Source organism: Streptomyces sp. NPDC003697, assembly GCF_053587115.1.
Map to the genome: position 1 here is coordinate 11,719 of NZ_JBSFNN010000018.1, position 19,912 is coordinate 31,630.

The window sequence follows — 19,912 nt, forward strand, 5'->3', positions numbered from 1 at the left end:
CTGGCCTTCACTGAGACGGGACACCAACAGTTACGGGACAGCCCTTAAGGTTGCTACCCATCTTTGTTCGTGACCGCGACAACCGGAAACTTGTGCGAAGCTTACGGAGTATCTCATGACTGTTGGAAAAGACCCTGATCGGCTGTATCTACTGACGCTTTTGATTCCTCAAAGGAACAGCGGTATGAGTGATGCCACCAGTCCGATTATCCCCACCGCTAGGCCCGCTGCCTCCCAGGGACGCTCCCGGATTATCTCCCGAATGGTACGAGATATGGGCTCCGAGATGCTCAGCGGGAGGCCCTGGAGGCCGCCGGGAAGCGTGGCGTCGAGGTGGGAGAGGGCAGTGATGTTGAGTGTGGCACGGCCGATGCGGTAGGCAGGATCGAGGAGTCGGTCAGCCGGGGCCCAGCGTGCCCCGGGCCCCAATAGAAGGCGGTCCGCATCGGTTTTTAGGTGGAAGAACGTGACGTGGTAGGCGGTGACGGCTCCGTATGTGCGGGAGGGTTGAACGGCCTCAATCACGCCGATCTCGGTGAGGACGTCCTGGTCGGGGCGGTGGACATAGCCTGCCAGCTCCTCCTCGAGTTCCCGAATAGCCGCAGCCCGGTGGTTGGCGTCTGAGGAGCGGACATGGCCTCCGGGAAGCTGGTACTGGCGGGCTCGCTCGTCATACTGGAGTAGGTATTGGTCCCGCGTGCCCCGGCTCTGGTGCCGGGTCTTGATGACTACTTGGACAACGTCCACCTGACGCAGCGGCACGGCGTCGGAGTTTAGGGTCAGCCGACGGCTCTCCGCCAGGTAAAGGAACTGCGGCCCCGCGAGCACCTGACTGTCGCTGTAAGGCGGAGCTTCGGCACCCGCGCGCTCCCAGTTGTCGAGGATCACGTCGCCGGTGCGCAGGTAGGCGGCCAGGCTGCCGAGAAAGTAGGCGGCCTGGGGACTGATGACCGTCGCAGTCGGGGTGCCGTCCGACGCAGTCTCCTCACGCAGCACGCCGAACGCGGCCAACAAGGCCAGCACGGTGGGCGCCAATATGTCCGCCTCTGTGGGGGTGAGACCAGACCGATCTCCTAGCTCCCGCACCGTGATGGGGGCGGACTCGTATTGCTGCGCCAGGCACTCCAGCACGGCGGCCATCCGCGTCCGTGCCGCTTCGGTCACCGCATCCTCCTTGCCCGGTTGTGGGTGGCGTTGGGCTGACGCAGGCACAGCACCTCAGGCCGTACCTCAACGACCTCCCAGCCGTGGTGCTCAACCAGAGCCCTGAGCCTCCGATCGGCGATAACTTTGCGGTAGGTCTCCGTCCCCCAGCGCTTCCTGAGGAGGCCGCCCACCAAGGTCAGGGCCGCTTCCTTGCCCTGCACAGCCAGCACGCCGACGACTTCCTCGATGTCCTTGGCGATGTCCAGTTCGACGACGGGCCGGTGTTGGCTGGGAGATGCCGGATCCCTTCGGTCCGTGCCAGTGGCCCTGACTACCACCTCGTAGCCAGGGCGTTCGTTCCGTACCTCCCAGCCTGGCTGGCGCTGCACCCAACGCTTGAGGGATGCTCCCACGGTCCTGTCGTAGTCCGCCCCCAGTCGCTCACGCAGCACGGCGCCCAACTCGGCGAGGATGGGTGGTTTGCCCCGGCTTTTAAGCACGTGGATGGCTTCCGCGAGGGGCCCTCTCGTCGGCTTTCGTCGTACGCGGTCCGGACGCGGTGGCCTGCTTACCAGCTCCCAGCCGGACTCCTTGAGGATCCGGGACCGTAGTGACCGACCGCCGTGCGGTCCGACCACCGCGTTGAAGTTTTGGCCGAGAGCGGAGCGTAGCGCGTCCATCACCACGCCGAACTCGGGTTCCGCGCCAGCCCCGCGCTCCCGCAGTCCGTCGACGGCTGCAGCGAGTGCCTGCTCGAACTCGATTGACGTCGGGTCAACGCGCACCTTGGCGGCTAGGTCCGCTGGTTCGGACAAGCTCGACCGGCCGAACACTGGCCGGGTTGCCAGGATCAGCTCGGCGCGGGGCCCATTGTCCTCGAGGCGCAACCAGTCCAGCTCTCTCCACAGGCTGGACAGACTACCGAGGCCCAGTCTCTTGGCTAGCGGCAGAGCACCCTTGAATCGGCTTTCTAGGAAATCGATAACCTCCTCTTCCGGTACCTTCAGCACCCCGCGGGCTACACGGCTATCCATCTCGTCCCGCAGCTCACTCTCGACCCGCTCTCGTAGCTCGCGTTCAGGGACCAGCTCGTCATCGACCAGAGTGGCGGTTAGCGGCAGCAGCTCCGCTTGGCGGCCCACGACCCCGCCGCGCCGGTCCAGCTCCCGCTCGATCCAGAGCAGCTGTCCTGGTGTGGGAATGCCACCGGGCGGTTCCACAATGTCCTCGAAGTGCAGGTTCGCGTACTGGCCGTCCCCGTACACCAGGAGAACGCTGCGCTTGGCCTCGGATACCTGAAACACCCGGGCCGGCATCCTATGTCTCCGCCGTAGCACCAGGCTGCCCTGACCCGCGGGCCGTTCAGCGCGCTGCGGCACCGACCTGCGTCCGCTCGCGTCGGCCAGACGGATTTCGGGATCGTCTCCGTCACCGATGAAGTACACCTGGTTAGATCGTTCCAGAACGGCTTCAATGTCGGTGGGGTCGTACCGGAAGCGTGCCCTGGCCCTCTCGACCAGCATGGACAGCTTGGGTGTCTGGTCCACCTCCTGCCAGGCCCGTAGTAGGGAGAGGCAGAAGGCCAGTATTTGGTCGCCGTGGACCTGCGCGGCTCGGGCCGCTAGCGTCTCGGTGGGCACTTGGTCCGGCTGAGCCGCGGACTCTACGGCGGTCGCTGGTGTCAGGATTTGCGGGATCACGTCACGGGCCGACACCGCGTCCGAAAGGTGGCCACGCTTTACTTCCCAGGCCTGCAGTCCCTCCGGGCTGAGCCCCAGGAAAAAGTTGACCTGCTTGTTCTGGTCGCTGTCCGGTAGGAATTCCCCTCGGTTGGGGACGAAGCGGGCGGTTACTTTGCCGTCGAGCAGGATCGTGCCCACCCAGTGGCTGCGCATCACGTCGATCAGGCCGTTGACCCGCTGAAGGGATTCCGTGTTCTTCCAGAACGACTTCTTTCGATCCCACTCCCCGAGGTCGGTGTCCGCGATCATCGGATACCACTGTGGTCCCTTTGCCAACCACAGGTAGGACCGATTAGAGCGGCCAAACACCAGCTCCGCGCTCTGCTGCTGCTCGTAGAGGAACGGTTCTACGTGGTTGCTGCGCCCGTTGAACCAAAGGTGAAAGAAGAGGCAGTAGCGGTAGTAGTGGGCGCGCCATGAGGGGAAGCGGTCTAACCACGTCTCGAGCTGGGACAGAGCCTCATCGATGTCGAACTCGGGAAGCAGCTTGTATGCCTCGAACCACAGCCGGTAGTCCTCCTCCCGGCAGTCGTGGCGGGACAAGTTGCGCTGTGCCAGCTCCACGATGCGGCGCAGCTCGGCGTGGCCGAGGTTGCGCCAGCGTCGATCCCCTCTGAGGTAATAGGCCTGGGCCAGGGCCCGTTGCACCATGGGACTCGACCGCCGTCCGGCGGCGGCCAGTTCCCAAGTTTCGACGACTGCGTCCAGGTCCCCGTGCAGCTTCCGAATATCCGCATGGCAGCGCACCAGGTAGCTGTCTTGGCCGTCCAGGGTCCCGTACGTCTGAGTTGCCTCGTGCAGTAGTGCGGTCGCCTCGCTTACCTTGTCCTTCACCCAATCGCCGGCTGCGGTGTCCAGCTCGGCGATCGAACTGACACGGGCTGCCGCCGTGAAAGTCTGTGCCACAGTGGTGATCGTCTGGACGTGTGTGATGTATCCGTGGAGGCTCTCCGGGTTGAGCTCGCGTGAAGTCTCGAAGCATTCCACAGTCCGTGCGTAGTGCTCCTCGACTGCCCTCATCACGGCCATAACTCCGTGCCGCTTGGCCTTCCTCAACTCCTGCTTCAGAATGCTCCGACGGGTGAGGCCAAGGGTGTGGTGGTGGATGAAGTCGTGCTCTGCGAGCTGGACGGCCTTCGCGACGTACTCCTCGGCCTTGTCATACTCCCGATCCAGGCGGTACATCTGGTGCCGCCCCAGGTGGTTCCAAAAGTGTGGCTCGTCTGGCACATGCCGAGTTAGGGACTTGAGTACCTCGTGCGCCGAGTTCTCGTCGAGACCCTCGATGAGAGGAGCAAAGTTGCCCCGGTCCTCAACGCCCTCCACCGTGCTTCCCTGCCGATCTACAAACATTTGCCGAAGCAGTACTCGGACCGGCTCAGAGGACACGTTGGTGGTATGAGCGAGGGCCTCGATAAAGTCGATCGACTTATCCTTGAGGTAGTATCGCCAGTTTTCATCGTTGAGGAGCCGGACGAGGACTTGCTCGGCGATCAGCTGATGTTGGAGACGCACCCGGCCCGAGCGCACCGCTACGAGCCGTGCAGCTTCAGGCCCCAGCACATCGGCAACTTCCAGGTACGGGGTAGCTGACGAGTGGCGCATCAGCTTGACGACCAATTCTCGCTGAAGCCCTGTATTGGAGAAAATCGTCACTAGCGCGAGGTACACCATCACCTCGCTCGCCCGACCTCGGGCATTTTCCAGGTGCGCGCTCACGTAGTCGTCGAGCTTCGTGAACTTCCGCTCGAATGTTACGAGCCCGTAGAAGAAGGGTGTGCGGTACCGCTCATATTGTGCCCGAGAGAGCCGACGTAGCTCGTCGATCCGGGATCGTTCAACGACGAGCTCGCTGTAGCGGCTTTCGAATGCTTGGCTCTCCTCTGCGTCGAGGAACTCGTCCACATGCAGGGCACCTCCCACAGCGCCGCCTACCCCACGCCGCACATAGAGGAGGGTCACCCTCGCACCTCGTTTTGCCAACTCTTGGTAGAGAGCCTCGCGGTCCGACTCACTAAGATCACCGGACTCGGCCACTAGGAGCACCGATGCCTGGGTTCTCGTGTGCAGAAGGTGGAGCCGGTCGGCGATGAGGGGGATGCGAGCGCGGTCGATAGGGACCCCGTGCGGCAGGATAGCCACCGGGTACTCGTGGTGCAGGTCCCAGGCAGCACGCAGTGACACGGTTGTGCCGCCGGCGCCAGGCCGGTGGTGCAGCAGGACCGTGCGGTTGCGGTGCTGCTCCAGATTGTCCCGCAGGGTCTTAAGTAGGCTCTCGGTGACAGTGCGGGACACGTCTCGGCCAAGGTCCAAATCGGCCCAACTGATCAGGCCACCGCGCCAGAACTCGTCGTTGTGGAGGCCCCCGGTGGGTGACACGGTCAACTCGATCCCGTCGTGCAGGACGACAAGGTGTTCTCGGAGCTTCTGCATGGTCTCGGGGGAGATCGCAGCCGTGCTCTTATCGATCGCCGGAACCGTGTAGTCGACCTGCTGCGGGGTTGTACCGAGGGTCTCGGTGAGCCGAGTGAGTAGTGTAGTTAGCGAGAGCGGGAACAGGGTCGTCTCCACGCTGGTGGCTAGCTCGGACCGACCGACGTGCAGGAAGGTGCCGTGACCTTGAAGCATTTCGTCCATGGCTTCGACCACCTTCAGCAGCCGGTCCCGCTCCGTCCCGGCACCGCTCTCGCGGCCGTTGCCTTCGAGAACGACCACGAAGACCGGCGTATCGCCGACGGACTCCCGGAATGACAGCGCCGACTGCCGTATGCCCGCGAGGCGCTTATATCCCCAGGTACGCAGATCATCAGGTGGTTCGTTGCGCTGCACGGACCCGACGGCCAGCATCCAGGCGGTGCCGCGGGCGTAGTCGACCGGCGGCTGGTCACGGGTAAATAGATGGACCGCGCGCTCTGCGTCAAGGACCGGGCCGGCCAGCTCGCGGAGGCCGTCGCGGTCCGACCACGGGTCCAGGTCGACAATCAGTGACCAGGGAATCCGGCCGAGGGCAGCCACCGATTTGTCAGCGGGCATTCGCTCCGCGATCAGCACATAGCGAGCGGCGTGTGGTGCGAAGCCCGTGGCTGTGTCCCACAGCGACTGCCACAGCTCCTCCTCGGCCTCCTCCCGCTGCCGCAATTCAGTTTTCTCGGAGGTGCCGGGCGTTGGTGTGGAGTCGTCGATGTTGGCAACCCGGGTATAGCGCAAGGCGTACCACCCGGCGTACGCGAGGCAGATTCGCGCCCGTGCGCTGTCCCGGGCGAAGCGTCGTGCCCACAGTAACCCGGCGATTACACGGACCAACAGAAACTGGTAGTTGAGCTGGTCTACCCGGCCTGGCTGCTCGGCGATCCACCCCTGGATACCCTGGCGCGACTTCTGCAGGAAACCCATCAGCCAATCGGTGTCGTCTGGAACCGACCGGGGCGTGGCGTCCTCGACGCTGTCTAGGCAGCGCGCGAGAACGCTTTCGCGCATCTCCGGGATGAGGTTGACCAGGACACTAACCTCAAGATAGGCGAGGTCAAAACCGACAGCTCCGGATCGCGCCCGGGCGGGATCGACGATCCAGTAGCCGGTATCGGTGTCAGCCCGCTCGTCGACCGGGACGAGTAGGTTCCCTGTATTGAGGTCACCATGGCACTGACCGTGCATGATGTGGGCCCGTCCGCCGGACTTGTCTGGACCAAAGATCTCACGGGGGTCGAGGAAGGCGTGGCCGCTGCTATGCACAACCGTACGGCCGTCGGGGAAGAACACCTCAGCGCTGTCGAGGCACTCAGTGGCTTGGTCGCGGCCCACTAGATCGACCAGCAGGTCGTACGGGGTAAGCACCCTAATGTCGCTTGGGTTGGACCAAGCGGTTAGCAGTTCCTGGGAGAGATGACGCGCGGTGAGTCTGAGGCCTGTGGAACGGGTGCGGGGCGATACGTACTGGTGCAAGCCGCCGCCGGCCATCTCGTACAAGGTGACCACCAGACGGTCGGCGCCTTCGCCCATGGCATAGATTTTCAGCAAGCGAGGGATGTGAGCGTCGGCGAAGGCAGGGTTTACGCGGCGTAGCTCGTCATGAGCAGCCAGTTCGGTGGGCTGGGTCTGCCTGTCGTCGTCCGGGCCGACCCGCAGGACGTAGACTCCCGAACCCAGGCCACCCGTGTCACCGCTGAGGTCGATACCGACGACTCCGGCCCCTGACCGGCCTTGCGGCATGGGGATGTAGAGCCGCTTGGCCTTGGGTGCCCAGAGCTGCAGAGCCCTTTCGGCTGCTTCCTGTTGAGCCGCGGATGCCAATCCCACCCCGCTGCCCACCCTTCCCCCGACGATAGAGGCGAACGTCGCTCCCACTTGTACCACTGAAGTTTTCACAGCGGGGTAGTTTCGAAAACCTGTTGAGGGCAAGCATGGCGTGGGGTAATCGCTGCTGGACTGGCTGAGAGCTTGCCTCCGTCTCGTTTACACCGGCGATGTCTGAGGATCATGTCAGGAGGCACGGACAGCGACTCCTGAGTCAATGGGCGCTCTCAGTGAGTCGACGTCAGGACACTGAGGCTTTTTCATCATCGGTCTGAGCTGGCCAAATGCAGGGTGAGGACGGCTGGACGAGACAGGTGATCCGGGTGGTCGAGCGCCGGAGCTTGCGAAGGAGCCGCCAAGACTTGAGGGTGGCCATGGCCTGCTCGACGAGGGCGCGGATCTTCGTGTGAGACCGGTTCACCGCCTGCTGACCAGTGGAAAGGGGCTCCCACCGCCCCCAGCACGGGGTGCGGAGCGTGCCGCCGGCACCCCGGTGGCCCTTGTCGGCCCAGCACGTGATGCCGGCCCCGGCGAGGGCCTCGACGATGCCGTGTTCGCGAGCCGCGCGGACGTCGTGGACGGCGCCGGGCAAGGCTGGTGACGCCCACAACAGCCGGCCGAAGGGATCGGCGAGGACCTGCACGTTCATCCCGTGCCTCTTGTGCTTCCCCGAGTAGTAGGGCCGGTCCGCGGCGATCCGGTCGATCGGCAGCAGGGCCCCGTCCAGCAGCACGAACGCCTTCGACGATGCTGTCCGGACCGCCTCTGCAAGGGTCCGCGCGAGGGCGGCCAGGACCTCGACGGCCTCGGTGATGTACCGGTACGCGGTCGTGGTCCCAATGCCGAACCCGGCCACGAGCTGAGCATACGGGTGGCCGTTGCGGAGATGGGCGAGCGTGAGCAGGGCCTTCCGGCCGACACTCAGGCGCCGCCAGCGGGTACCGAGCTCCCGGCGGCGCTGACGGAGCTTGGCGGACAGGAAGCGCAGGGCAGAACTGGACACGTCCACGCCGGACGGGTAGACAAGCGCATGAAGCCTCTGGTGGAGACGGATTTCTTGGTCGAAAACCCATCTACCAGGGGCTTCACCTGTCTGTGAGCCCAACTACCCCACCTCACCGGAAGATTGAAAACAGTGAGTCGTCGAACCCACCGCAAGGACATTCCGGCCCCCAGGGACGCCAGCGCCCGGCGGCTGATGCTGGCGCAACGCAGCCGGGACACCGCGCCCGAGCTGGCCCTGAGGCGGGCGCTGCACGGGTCGGGCTTCCGGTACCGGGTGGACTTGCCGATCCCCGGCATGCGCAGGCGGCGCGCGGACGTCACGTTCGTGAAGTGGCGGACCGCGGTGTTCGTGCAGGGCTGCTTCTGGCACGCCTGCCCGCAGCACCTGCACGCGCCGGTGCACAACGGGGAGTGGTGGCGGCAGAAGGTGGAGGGCAACGTCCGGCGGGACGCGGACACCGACGCCCACCTGGTCCGTTTGGGGTGGGTGCCCCTGCGGCCCTGGGAGCACGAGGCCGTCGACACCGCCGTGGGCAAGGTGGTGAAGGCGCTCGCTTCCCGGGGGCACCCGCGGGCGCTGCGGATCCTGGGCGGGACCGTGCCGGCAAGCAGGTGGGCGCCTGTGGATGCCCCATGCAAGTAGCTGGGGAATGATCTTCCGGACGATGGGGAGAGCCTGTACGACGTCTCCGTCGGCGCAGGTCAGACCCACCCGCGAACGGTCCACCGCAGCTCAAAGCCCCAGTAGGGATCTCCCGACCGGGGCTTTGACGTGCCGTACAGCAGCGAAGTACAGCAACCACTTCGGATCTTGCTTCCCGAGATGCTTGCCCAGCTTCCGCAGCGCCCTGCGCGTCGCCTCGGACGGGGCGTGCGTGTACGCCTCCATGGTCACCGCGATCTTGCTGTGCCGAAGGATCTGCATGGCGACGCGAGGGTGGACGTCTAGGGCAGCAAGCAGCGAGCCGCAGGTGTGCCGGGTGTCGTGCAGTCGGATCTGGCGGACGCCGCCGCGGGCGGAGCGGTTCATGAAGGGCCAGTGCGGTGGATGCCCTCAGCCCCTTGTGATCGACCTGATAAGGAAGCGGCCGAAGTGCAAAGCGTCCGTGTACAGCCCGGATCAGTCTTCGGCGTCGTGGAAGTAGACCGTAAGACTCGGCCAATCGCCGTCCGCAGTGATCTCCGTATGCATGACGAGATCTTGAACCTCCACCGAGCCAAGGCCTTCGATGGAGTCTGCGACTCTACGGAGCAGCGCAGGCACGTCATCTTGCCCGATTCCCGCCGGGTTGGCCTGGGAGAAGTGTTTGACCGTCCACGATTCCATGTGCTCATGCTCGCATCGTCGGCCGTCATGCTGCCCCGTCCAGGCAGGACCGTCCTGGGTGCCGCACAGCAGTGAAGTACAGCAACCTCCGTGCCCCCGAACGACCGTCGCCAGACCCAAGCAGCCGACTGACGTGCCTGGCAGACCTCAGCGATCACCCCGCCCGTGTCACCGTGATCTTGCTGTGCCGAAGCGCCGCGTACCGTAGCGGGTGGTGACACCAGGTCCCCCCGCTCTGCGGTGCGGGAGCAGTCCCGGCGTTCCCAGAGGGGCGTGGAAGCGGCGGACCGGTCAGGCGTCGCGAGTGGCTGCCCACGGCCGCAACGCCGCTTCGCCGTCACCGGCCCGGGGCCGCCTCCGGCGAGGCCGCGCGGGTGGGTGTCGGCGGTGGCGGGCCCGGGGCGGTGGGTCAGCGCAGTGGCTTGGCGAAGCACATGCTCGACTCGTACTCCCGGTAGTAGCCGAACTTGGCGCACGGTGCGTAGCCGCTGGAGGTGTACAGGGCGATGGCCTCCGGCTGCTGGTCGCCGGTCTCCAGGACCATACGGAGCCGGCCGGCCGCGCGGGCGTCCTCCTCCAGCGCGGCGAGCATGCGCCGGGCCAGGCCGCGCCCGCGCATGTCCTCGACCACGTACATCCGCTTCAGCTCGGCGTCACCGTCCTCGTTGCCCTCGCCGTTCTTGTCCTGGGTGCGCCAGCCGCCGGTGGCGACGGGTGTGCCGTCGACGTCGTACGCGATCAGGTACACGCCGTTCGGCGGTGCGAAGTCCGCCGGGTCCAGGGGGGTGGCGTCACCGCCGTCGCCGTAGCGCAGGTGGTATTCCTCCTGCACCTGGTCGTTCAGCTTGATCGCGTCGGGGTGGTCGAAGGGAACGGGGCGGAATTCCATGTGACGAACCGTGTGTCCATGCGTAGGCGACGGGGTCGGAGGTCTCGCGGGAGACCCCTCCAGTGTGCCGGTAGGGTTCCCGGGTGCTGACTGTGACCTCGGACAAGGTGCCTGTCCTACGCGCCATGCCGACCGAGGTCTAGGAGAGTGTTGTGCTGACCGTGACCTCCGCCAATGTGAACGGGCTGCGGGCCGCCGCGAAGAAGGGCTTCGTGGAGTGGCTCGCGGACACCGCCGCCGACGTGCTGTGCCTGCAGGAGGTGCGCGCCGAGCCGCACCAGCTGCCCGAGCCCGTGCGCACGCCCGACGGCTGGCACGTCGTGCACGCCCCGGCCGCCGCGAAGGGGCGCGCGGGGGTCTCCCTCTACACCCGCCGCGAACCGGACCGGGTCCGGGTCGGCTTCGGGTCGTCCGAGTTCGACGGCAGCGGGCGGTACGTCGAGGCCGACCTGCCGGGTGTCACGGTGGCGAGCCTGTACCTGCCCTCCGGCGAGGCCGGCACCGCGCGGCAGGACGAGAAGGCCCGGTTCATGGGCGAGTTCCTCGCCTACCTCAAGGAGCTGCGCGAGCGGGCGGCCGCCGACGGGCGCGAGGTGCTCGTCTGCGGCGACTGGAACATCGCCCACCGGCAGGCGGACCTGCGGAACTGGCGCGGCAACACCAAGAACTCCGGCTTCCTGCCGGAGGAACGGGAGTGGCTGGGCACGGTCCTGTCCCCGACGGCCGGCGGCTACGTCGACGTGATCCGCGCCCTGCACCCGGACGTCGAGGGTCCGTACACGTGGTGGTCGTACCGGGGGCGGGCCTTCGACAACGACACGGGGTGGAGGATCGACTACCACGTCGCGACGCCCGGTCTGGCCGCCAGGGCGGTCAAGGGGTTCGTGGAGCGGGCGGCCACCCACGCGGAGCGGTGGTCGGACCACGCTCCGGTGACGATCGTCTACGACCTCTAGAGCCGCAGGCGGCGGACGGCAGGCGGCAGGCGGCCGCACACGGCAGGCCGCACAACGGCGGACGGCGGACGGCAGGCCGCAGCCGGCAGGCGCCCGCGTGGGCGGCGTGGTCGTGCCGGTCGGGGTGTTCGCGCGGCGGGCCGCCCGGCCTACGGGCGCCGGTGCTGTCGTTCCGCCGCCCGGGTGGGAGGCGCCGGGCGATGCGGCCGGGACTGCTTGCGCAGGTGGCGGTCCAGGGCCAGGGACAGTTCCGCCTCCACCACGCTCTTCGCCAGGGGCCGCATCCGCTCGATCGCCTGCTCCGGGGCGTGGCGCCCGACGAGGTCCGAGAACAACTCGGCCAGGGCCTCGGCGTGTTCGCGGACCCGCCGGCCGGCGTCCAGTACCTCGGCGAGGGGGATGCCCTCCTTGACCAGTGCGGCGGAGACGTCCAGCAGGCGGCGGCTGACGTGGACGATCTGGTCGCCGTCGGTGCCGAGGTAGCCGAGGTCCATGGCGGCGGCCAGGTTCTCGGCGGTGACCTCGCCGGCGAAGTGGTCGGCGAGTTCCTCGGGGGTCAGCCGGACCGGGGTCTCCTCGGTGGGGGCGCCGATGCCGAGCAGGTCGCCCACGTCGCGGCCGTGGTCGAAGGCCTCCGCCAGTTCGGCGATGCCGTTCAGGGTGTGACCGCGTTCCAGCAGTGCGGAGATGGTGCGCAGCCGCGCCAGATGGTGGTCGTCGTACCAGGCGATGCGGCCCTCGCGGCGGGGCGGCGGGATCAGCTTGCGCTCGCGGTAGAAGCGCAGGGTGCGCACCGTGATGCCGGCCAGCCGGGCCAGCTCCTCCATGCGGTACTCGCGTCGTCCACCGTCTGCTGCCACAGGGGAAGCCTATGGTGTACCGCCGGTAACTTCCTTGTGCAGACCCCTACCCATCGGTACGCACCTCCTCTACGCTCCCCATTGCGCCAGTGTTCACTGGCAGAGTCGGCGGGTCCGCGGACCCGCCGACTGAGCTGCTACGCAAGGCATGGAGGGGCACCGGGATGGCCGAGCACGAGCATGTACGGGTGGCGGTGATCGGGTCCGGGTTCGGCGGGCTCGGGGCGGCCGTGCGGCTGCGCCGCGAAGGGATCACCGACTTCGTCGTTCTGGAACGGGCCGGCAGCGTGGGGGGCACCTGGCGCGACAACAGCTATCCGGGATGCGCCTGCGACGTGCCGTCCCACCTGTACTCGTTCTCGTTCGCGCCCAACCCCGACTGGCCGCGCACCTTCTCCGGGCAGGAGCACATCCGCGCCTACCTGGAGCACGTCACGGACGTCTACCGGCTCCGCCCGCACATCCGCTTCCACGCCGAGGTCGAGAAGATGACCTGGGACGCCGAGAAGCTGCGCTGGGACATCGAGACGGCCGCCGGGAAGCTGTCCGCCGACGTCGTCGTCTCCGCCACCGGGCCGCTGTCCGACCCGAGGATCCCGGACATCCCGGGTCTGGACTCCTTCCCCGGGAAGGTGTTCCACTCCGCCCGCTGGGACCACGACTACGACCTGCGCGGCAAGCGGGTCGCCATGGTCGGCACCGGCGCCTCCGCCATCCAGATCGTGCCGTCGGTCCAGCCCGACGTGGCGCGACTGACGCTCTTCCAGCGCACCCCGCCGTGGGTGATGCCCCGCGTCGACCGCGCCATCACCGGACTGGAGCGCGCACTGCACCGCGCGCTGCCGTTCACCTCGCAGCTGCGCCGCGGACTGCTGTGGGGCATCCGCGAGGCGCAGGTCCAGGCGTTCACCAAGCACCCGGGCCAACTGGGCCTCGTCGAGGAGCTGGCCAAGCGCAACATGGCCCGCGCCGTCAAGGACCCGGCGCTGCGCGCCAAGCTGACCCCTGACTACCGCATCGGCTGCAAGCGGATCCTGCTGTCGAACACCTACTATCCCGCCCTCGCCCAGCCCAACGTGGACGTGGTCGCGAGCGGGCTCAGCGAGGTGCGCGGCTCGACCGTCGTCGGCGCCGACGGCAGCGAGGCCGAGGTCGACGCGATCATCTTCGGGACCGGCTTCCACGTCACCGACATGCCGATCGCCGAGCGGGTTGTCGGCGCGGACGGCCGGACCCTGGCGGAGACCTGGAAGGGCGGGATGGAGGCGCTGCGGGGCGCCGCCGCGGCCGGGTTCCCGAACTGGATGACGATCATCGGGCCCAACACCGGTCTCGGCAACTCCTCGATGATCCTGATGATCGAGTCCCAGCTGAACTACATGGCCGACTACCTGCGGCAGTTGCACGTCCTGGGCGGCCGCGCCGCCCTCGACGCCCGTCCCAGCGCCGTGCACGCCTGGAACCGCTCGGTGCAGGAGCGCATGCGGCGCACCGTGTGGAACACCGGCGGCTGCACCAGCTGGTACCTGGACGCGAGCGGCCGCAACACCACCATCTGGCCCGGTACGACCACGGAGTTCAGGCGGGCGACCCGGCGGGTGGACCTCGCCGAGTACGAGATCCTGCGGGCCCCGCGGGCCGGCTCCGGGACGACCGGGGCGCAGGCGCCCGTGGAGGTGGACGCGTGAGCCGCACCGCCTCCCCCCGGGCCGGCGGCGCCGCCCGCCTCGTGGCGGCCCACGTGACCTCCGGGCCGTACGCGCCCCCCGCCGCCGCCCGTGAACTGACCGCCGTCTCCGCCGACGGCGCCCGGCTGCACGTCGAGGTGCACGGCCCCGTCGACGATTCCGCCGCCCCGGCCGTCGTCCTCGCGCACGGCTGGACCTGCTCGACCGCCTTCTGGGCGGCGCAGATCCGGGAACTGGCCGCCGACCACCGCGTCATCGCCTACGACCAGCGCGGCCACGGACGCAGCCCCGCGAGCCCCGCGTGCAGCACCGAAGCGCTCGCCGACGACCTGGAGGCGGTGCTGAAGGCCACGCTCGCCCCCGGCGAGAAGGCCGTGATCGCCGGTCACTCCATGGGCGGCATGACCGTGCTGGCCGCGGCCGCGCGGCCCGCCTTCCGGGAACACGCGGCGGCCGTACTGCTGTGCAGCACGGGCACTTCGCGCCTGGTCGCCGAGTCGACCGTCGTGCCGATCCGGGCCGGGCGGCTGCGGACCTGGCTGACCGGGCACATCCTCGGCTCGCCGGCCCCGCTCGGACCGGTCACGCCGCTCGCCCTGCGGATCCTCAAGTACGGCACGATGGGCCCCGGTTCCGCGTCCCACATGGTCGAGGCCTGCGCGCGGATCGTGCACGCCTGCCCGCGCCGGGTGCGGCACGCCTGGTCGCGGGTGCTGCACCTGCTCGACCTCGACCACGGCGTACCGGAACTGCGGGTGCCCACGGCGGTGATCGTGGGCACGGCCGACCGGCTGACCCCGCCCGTGCACGCGCGGGCGCTGGCCGCCGCGCTCCCGGACTGCCTCGGCCTCACCGAGCTGCCCGGGGTCGGCCACATGACGCCGGTGGAGGCGCCCGGGACGGTCACCGGGAAGATCCGCGAACTGGCCGCCGCGTACGTGGCCACGGCACCGAAGAGCACGGACGGCGTACGGATCGAGGAGGGCGCATGAACAGGACGGGGCTGGAAGGGCGGGTCGCGGTCGTCACGGGGGCCGCGCGGGGAGTCGGCGAACTGCTCGCCCGCAAACTGTCCGCGCGCGGCGCGAGGATCGCGCTGGTCGGGCTGGAGCCGGAGGCGCTCAAGGACGTCCAGCGGCGGCTGCACGGCGAGGCCGACCACTGGCACGCCGACGTCACCGACCACGAGGCGATGAGCCGGGTCGCGGCGGAGGTCGAGGAGCGGTTCGGGAAGGTCGACATCGTGGTCGCCAACGCCGGTGTGGCGACGGGTGGTCCGTTCGCCGCGTCCGACCCAGGGTCCTGGCGGCGAGTGATCGAGGTCAACCTGATCGGGTCGGCGGTGACCGGCCGGGCGTTCCTGCCGGCGCTGACCAGGAGCCGGGGCTACCTGCTGCAGATCGCCTCCCTCGCCGCGATCACCCCGGCGCCGATGATGACGGCGTACTGCGCGTCCAAGTCGGGCGTGGAGGCGTACGCGCACAGCCTGCGTGCCGAAGTCGGCCACCAGGGCGTGCGGGTGGGGGTCGCCTACCTGTCGTGGACCGACACCGACATGGTGCGCGGGGCCGACCAGGACGACGTGATGCGGGAGTTGCGGCAGCGGCTGCCGTGGCCGTCCAACAAGACCTACCCGCTGGGCCCGGCGGTGGACCGGATCGTGGCCGGGATCGAGCGGCGGTCGAGCCATGTGTACGGGCAGTGGTGGCTGCGCGGGATGCAGGGTGTGCGGGGGTATCTCCCGGGCCTCATCGGGACGGTGGGGCAGCGCGAGATGCGGCGGTTCGCGAACCGGCTGACGGGCATGCGCACGGGGCTCGTCGGAGCCGGCGGGGAGGCCGACGAGCAGGAGCGCACTACGCTGCGTAACTGATCGACATGCGCCGAGTCACCGCCCGTGTGAATCTGGTCGTGCCCGATCCCCTCACCCACCTTGGGAGTGAACCCACATGGGCATGAAGGACAAGTACCAGGACCAGGCCGAGCAGCGGCAGCAGCAGGGCCGGGAGAAGGCCGGCCAGACGCGCGAGAAGGCCGGCCAGGCCCGCGAGAAGGCCGGGCAGCACGCGGGTCAGCCGCGTGAGCGTACGTCCCAGCAGCGCGACCGTGACCGCCAGGGCACGGACGGCTCGCGGGACGAGACGCAGGACCGGTTCGACGCGGACTTCGACGCCTGAGTCGCAGCCGCGCTCGGTTCGATCCCTGGAACGCGGGGTACCCCCTGGGTACCCCGCGTTCTCCGTGCGCCCGCCGGCCCTACGGCGGTGCGCCGCGATCAGCCCGCGGCATGTCGCGGTCCACGGACGGGTGAAGCGCGGGCCGCACAGCACGATCGGACGATCATTGGGGGAGGGCCGTGATCGAGGGAATCGCGGGTGCCATCGCGGTGGGCGTCGTCATCACTGCCGGCGTCGCCGGTGACCGCGCCTCGAAGAAGCGACAGAAGGCGTTCCGGGACCGGTACGGCTCCTTCGAGGGATTCCGGAACCAGGTCGACGCGGAACGCGTTCAGGGAGTCCGCAGGGAACGGGGAGACGTGGCGGCCGTCAAGGCGGTCCGCGACGGACACCCGTATGTCTCGCTCGCCATGGCGAAGCGCTACGTGGAGGAGTTGCCCGCCCAAGGTGGTGACCTGGTCCCGTAAGGGCGAAGCCGTCCGTCCGGCGCGGTTCTTCGGAGGAGCCCCGTGGGCACTACGGACGACCCGGCGGGCCCGTCACGGCCGCCCCGGCGCCGGGCGCGGGGGCAGGACCGGGCGGGACCGGTCGGGCACGTCCCGGTAGTCGGGTGGGGTGGCCGGGGGGTTGGTCTCCAGGAGTTCCAGGGCCAGTCCCACCGCGTCGTCGAGCTGCGCATGGCGGCCCTCCGCCCAGTCCAGCGGGGTGCGCAGGGACTCCAGGTCGGGGTCGACGCCGTGGTTCTCCACGGACCATCCGTAGGCTTCGAACCAGGCCGCGTTCATCGGCACCGTGATCACCGTGCCGTCGCCGAGGCGGTGCCGGCCGGTCATGCCGACCACGCCGCCCCAGGTGCGCTGCCCGACGACAGGCCCGAGCTTCAGCAGCTTGAAGGCCGCCGTGATCATGTCGCCGTCGGAGGCGGTCGCCTCGTCGGCAAGGGCCACCAACGGGCCCCGGGGGGCGTTGGAGGGGTACGACACCGGCTGGGCGTTGCGGGTCAGGTCCCAGCCGATGATGGTGCGGGACAGCTTCTCGACCACCAGTTCGCTGATGTGGCCGCCGGCGTTGCCGCGCACGTCGACGATGAGCGCGGGACGCGACACCTCCATGCGCAGGTCCCGGTTGAACTGCGCCCAGCCCGAGCCGCCCATGTCGGGGATGTGCAGGTAGCCGCAGCGGCCGCCGCTGAGTTCCCGGACGACCTCCCGGCGTTTGGCCACCCAGTCCTGGTAGCGCAGCGGCCGCTCGTCGGTCAGGGGGACGACGGCGACCCGGCGCGGGGGGCCGGCGCCCCCGGCGGGGGAGAACGTCAGCTCCACCGTCGTACCGCCCGAGCCGGCGAGCAGCGGGTACGGACCCGTCACCGGGTCCACCGGACGGCCGTCCACGTGGGTGAGGACCGCCCCCTCGCGGATGCCGGTGCCCGCGAGCGGTGAACGGGCCCTGGAGTCGGAGGAGTCGCCGGGCAGGATGCGCCGGACGATCCAGCCGTTCTCCCGGCGGGCGAAGTTGACGCCCAGCAGGCCCTGGGGGCGCTGGTAGTGCGGCGGCCCCTCGTTGCGGCGCGCGGCGGCGACGTACGCGTGGGAGGTGCCCAGTTCGCCGAGGACCTCGCGCAGCAGGTCCGCGAACTCGTCGGGGGAGGCGACCCGTTCGACCAGGGGACGGTACTGGGCCAGCACCGCGTCCCAGTCGATGCCGCACATCCCCGGGTCCCAGAAGTAGGCCCGGGTCAGCCGCCCGGCCTCCTCGTAGGACTGGCGCCACTCGGCGGCCGGGTCGACCACGTGCAGGATGCGGCGCAGGTCGATCCAGGTGATGGTGGCGGCGTCGCCGTCCTCGGTGGCGGGCATCGCGCGCAGTTCGGCCTCGTCGACGACGACCAGCCGGGTGCCGTCGCCGCTGACGGCGAACCAGTCGAGGTGGCCGACCAGTTCGGTCTTCTTCGCCTTGGCGAGGTTGAAGTGCTCCAGGGTGGGGCGCTCGGTGGGGTCGTCGGGGTTGGCGAACGTCTCGCCCAGCGCGCCGGAGATCGGCCAGCGCAGCCAGACCAGGCCGCCGCCCGCCACCGGGTGCAGCGCCGAGTACTTGGAGGCGCTGACCGGGAAGGGGGTCACCCGGTTCGCCAGGCCCTCGACCTCGACGGTCACCGCGCCGCTCTCGTCGGTCTCGCCGTCGGCGGGGTCCAGGCCGCCCGCGGCCGGCCGTCCCTCGGGGTTCAGGGCGAACGGGGAGGGGGTCGCCGACGACAGCGGGACCAGGTACGGGCGGCAGCCGAGGGGGAAGGACAGGTCACCGGTGTGCACGTCGTACACGGGGTCGAAGCCGCGCCAGGAGAGGAAGACCAGGTACCGGCCGTCCCGGGTGAAGACCGGGTTCTCGTCCTCGAAGCGGCCGTTGGTGACGTCGACGACGAGGCGGTCCTTGATGCGGGCCATCCTGATCTGCCGCAGGGAGCGGCCGATGCCGGGGTGCGACCAGGTCAGCCACGCGCCGTCCGGTGAGAACGCGAGGTCGCGCACCGGGCCGTTGACGGAGCGGACCAGTTCGGTGACCTCCCCGCCGGGACCGCCCTGCTCCCGCGTCACGTCCAGCAGGAGCAGCCGTCCGTCGTGGGCGGCGAGCGCGAGCCGTTCACCCGCGGGGTCCGAAGCCGTCTCCAGGACGCGGCCGAGGGCGCCGGAGGCCAGCCGGCGCCGTTCGCCGTCGCCGGTGGCGCGCGGCAGGTAGGTGACCTCGACGGCGTCCTCGCCGTCGGCGTCCGTCACGTAGGCGACCCGCCCGCTCGCACCGAGCATCTCCGGCAGCCGGACGCGCACGCCCGGGGTCTCGACGAGGGTGCGCGCGGGGCCGTCGCGGTGGGTCAGCCAGTACAGGGAGCCGCGGACGACGACCGCGCTGGCCCGGCCGGTCTCGTCGACGGAGATGCCGTCGACGTGCTGGGCGGCCGGTACCTGGTAGGGGCGGCGGCCCGCGAGCGGTCCGCTCGGTCGCACGTTCAGCCGGCGTGGGACGGAGTCCGGGGACAGGTCGTCGACGATCCACAGGTCGCCCGCGCACTGGTAGACGACACGGGTGCCGTCGCTGGCGGCGTGCCGGGCGTAGAAGGCGTCGTGGTCGGTGTGGCGGCGCAGGTCGGAGCCGTCGTGGGCGCAGGAGTACAGGTTGCCGACGCCCTCGTGGTCGGAGAGGAAGGCGATGCGGCCGCCCACGAACATCGGCGAGTGCAGATGGCCGCCGAGGCCGGCCAGCAGCCGCTGCCCGTGCAGCCACAGCCGGCCCGTGGCGCCGCCGCGGTACCGCTTCCAGCTCGCCGGTTCGTGCGGCGGGGTGCCGGTCAGCAGCAGGGTCCTGCGCTCGCCGTCGAAGTCGGCCACCTGGATGTCGGAGACCGGGCCCCAGGGCAGTTCGCGGCCGGGGGCACCGTTCGGGCAGATCTTGTAGGACCGGGTGACGTGGGAGAAGGGCTCGCCGTGGGAGGTCACGGCGAGGATGTTGGCGTCGCCGTGCTCGCCGGGCGGGCTCCAGCCGCACACCCGGGTGTCGGCGCTGCCCCAGTAGGTCAGCTGCCGGGCCGGTCCGCCGTCCACCGCGACGAGGTGGATCTCGGGCGCCAGGCTCCGCCAGCTCGTGTACGCGATGTGGCGGCCGTCGGGGGAGAAGCGGGGGTGGCCGGCCTTGGTGCGGTCCACGGTGAGCCGCCAGGCGCGGTCCTCCGACCCGTCGAGCCGCGCCAGCCAGAGGTCGTCCTCGACCACGAAGCACAGCAGATCGCCGTTGAGGTGCGGCAGACGCAGATAGCTCACCCACCCATGCTTTTCCCCCT

14 protein-coding genes and 1 pseudogene are annotated in these 19,912 nt (G+C 69.1%); 7 read left to right on the plus strand and 8 right to left on the minus strand.

Going from position 1 to position 19,912, the window contains the following annotated elements; translation table 11 throughout:
- Positions 1-168 precede the first annotated feature (168 nt).
- The 3 genes and pseudogenes from ACWDNY_RS10185 to ACWDNY_RS10195 form a co-directional block, all read right to left on the minus strand.
- Positions 169-1,164: an NUDIX hydrolase gene (locus tag ACWDNY_RS10185; protein ID WP_451645276.1), complete on the minus strand. Its 996-nt coding sequence runs from the start codon at positions 1,162-1,164 to the stop codon at positions 169-171.
- Positions 1,161-7,232, minus strand: a complete 6,072-nt coding sequence (locus ACWDNY_RS10190) for a P-loop NTPase (protein ID WP_451645277.1) — start codon at positions 7,230-7,232, stop codon at positions 1,161-1,163. The genes ACWDNY_RS10185 and ACWDNY_RS10190 overlap by 4 nt, the downstream gene beginning before the upstream one ends.
- A gap of 212 nt (positions 7,233-7,444) precedes the next feature.
- Positions 7,445-8,235 (minus strand): annotated as a pseudogene (locus ACWDNY_RS10195) (transposase family protein).
- Between the two features lie 81 nt (positions 8,236-8,316).
- Between ACWDNY_RS10195 and ACWDNY_RS10200 the strand changes: the two are divergent.
- Positions 8,317-8,829 carry a very short patch repair endonuclease gene (locus tag ACWDNY_RS10200; protein ID WP_451645278.1) on the plus strand — a complete coding sequence of 171 codons (513 nt, stop codon included), beginning with the start codon at positions 8,317-8,319 and terminating at the stop codon, positions 8,827-8,829.
- A 90-nt stretch (positions 8,830-8,919) separates the two neighbouring features.
- On the opposite strand, the gene ACWDNY_RS10205 is transcribed toward ACWDNY_RS10200, so the two are convergent.
- From ACWDNY_RS10205 to ACWDNY_RS10215, 3 genes are all read right to left on the minus strand, one after another.
- A complete protein-coding gene (locus ACWDNY_RS10205) occupies positions 8,920-9,216 on the minus strand; it encodes a tyrosine-type recombinase/integrase (RefSeq protein WP_451645279.1) in 297 nt (98 codons plus the stop codon).
- Positions 9,217-9,306: 90 nt separating this feature from the next.
- Positions 9,307-9,513, minus strand: coding sequence for a hypothetical protein (locus ACWDNY_RS10210; RefSeq protein WP_451645280.1), 207 nt, complete (start codon positions 9,511-9,513; stop codon positions 9,307-9,309).
- Between the two features lie 409 nt (positions 9,514-9,922).
- Positions 9,923-10,402, minus strand: coding sequence for a GNAT family N-acetyltransferase (locus tag ACWDNY_RS10215; protein WP_451645281.1), 480 nt, complete (start codon positions 10,400-10,402; stop codon positions 9,923-9,925).
- A 152-nt stretch (positions 10,403-10,554) separates the two neighbouring features.
- On the opposite strand from ACWDNY_RS10215, the gene ACWDNY_RS10220 reads away from it, so the two are divergent.
- A complete protein-coding gene (locus tag ACWDNY_RS10220; RefSeq protein ID WP_451645282.1) occupies positions 10,555-11,358 on the plus strand; it encodes an exodeoxyribonuclease III in 804 nt (267 codons plus the stop codon).
- A gap of 149 nt (positions 11,359-11,507) precedes the next feature.
- On the opposite strand, the gene ACWDNY_RS10225 is transcribed toward ACWDNY_RS10220, so the two are convergent.
- A complete protein-coding gene (locus tag ACWDNY_RS10225; protein WP_451645349.1) occupies positions 11,508-12,185 on the minus strand; it encodes a MerR family transcriptional regulator in 678 nt (225 codons plus the stop codon).
- Between the two features lie 197 nt (positions 12,186-12,382).
- Between ACWDNY_RS10225 and ACWDNY_RS10230 the strand changes: the two genes are divergently transcribed.
- The 5 genes from ACWDNY_RS10230 (at position 12,383) to ACWDNY_RS10250 (ending at position 16,550) form a co-directional block, all read left to right on the plus strand.
- Entirely contained in the window at positions 12,383-13,906 is a 1,524-nt protein-coding gene (locus tag ACWDNY_RS10230) for a flavin-containing monooxygenase (protein WP_451645283.1), read from the plus strand.
- Between the two features lie 41 nt (positions 13,907-13,947).
- Positions 13,948-14,898, plus strand: a complete 951-nt coding sequence (locus tag ACWDNY_RS10235; RefSeq protein WP_451645350.1) for an alpha/beta fold hydrolase — start codon at positions 13,948-13,950, stop codon at positions 14,896-14,898.
- A complete protein-coding gene (locus ACWDNY_RS10240) occupies positions 14,895-15,779 on the plus strand; it encodes an SDR family oxidoreductase (protein WP_451645284.1) in 885 nt (294 codons plus the stop codon). Before ACWDNY_RS10235 ends, ACWDNY_RS10240 begins: the two co-directional genes overlap by 4 nt.
- Positions 15,780-15,855: 76 nt before the next feature.
- Positions 15,856-16,083: a hypothetical protein gene (locus ACWDNY_RS10245; RefSeq protein ID WP_451645285.1), complete on the plus strand. Its 228-nt coding sequence runs from the start codon at positions 15,856-15,858 to the stop codon at positions 16,081-16,083.
- A gap of 179 nt (positions 16,084-16,262) precedes the next feature.
- Positions 16,263-16,550: a hypothetical protein gene (locus ACWDNY_RS10250; RefSeq protein WP_451645286.1), complete on the plus strand. Its 288-nt coding sequence runs from the start codon at positions 16,263-16,265 to the stop codon at positions 16,548-16,550.
- 72 nt (positions 16,551-16,622) lie between these two features.
- On the opposite strand, the gene ACWDNY_RS10255 is transcribed toward ACWDNY_RS10250, so the two are convergent.
- Positions 16,623-19,892 carry a S41 family peptidase gene (locus ACWDNY_RS10255; RefSeq protein WP_451645287.1) on the minus strand — a complete coding sequence of 1,090 codons (3,270 nt, stop codon included), beginning with the start codon at positions 19,890-19,892 and terminating at the stop codon, positions 16,623-16,625.
- Between the last annotated feature and the right edge of the window lie 20 nt (positions 19,893-19,912).

What these genes read in the sequence shown, in the direction of transcription:
- ACWDNY_RS10205 (WP_451645279.1), bottom strand. Translation starts at nt 9,216, where the DNA reads ATGAACCGCTCCGCCCGCGGCGGCGTCCGCCAGATCCGACTGCACGAC.
- ACWDNY_RS10210 (WP_451645280.1), bottom strand. Translation starts at nt 9,513, where the DNA reads ATGGAATCGTGGACGGTCAAACACTTCTCCCAGGCCAACCCGGCGGGA.
- ACWDNY_RS10215 (WP_451645281.1), bottom strand. Translation starts at nt 10,402, where the DNA reads ATGGAATTCCGCCCCGTTCCCTTCGACCACCCCGACGCGATCAAGCTG.
- ACWDNY_RS10225 (WP_451645349.1), bottom strand. Translation starts at nt 12,185, where the DNA reads ATGGAGGAGCTGGCCCGGCTGGCCGGCATCACGGTGCGCACCCTGCGC.
- ACWDNY_RS10230 (WP_451645283.1), top strand. Translation starts at nt 12,383, where the DNA reads ATGGCCGAGCACGAGCATGTACGGGTGGCGGTGATCGGGTCCGGGTTC.
- ACWDNY_RS10240 (WP_451645284.1), top strand. Translation starts at nt 14,895, where the DNA reads ATGAACAGGACGGGGCTGGAAGGGCGGGTCGCGGTCGTCACGGGGGCC.
- ACWDNY_RS10245 (WP_451645285.1), top strand. Translation starts at nt 15,856, where the DNA reads ATGGGCATGAAGGACAAGTACCAGGACCAGGCCGAGCAGCGGCAGCAG.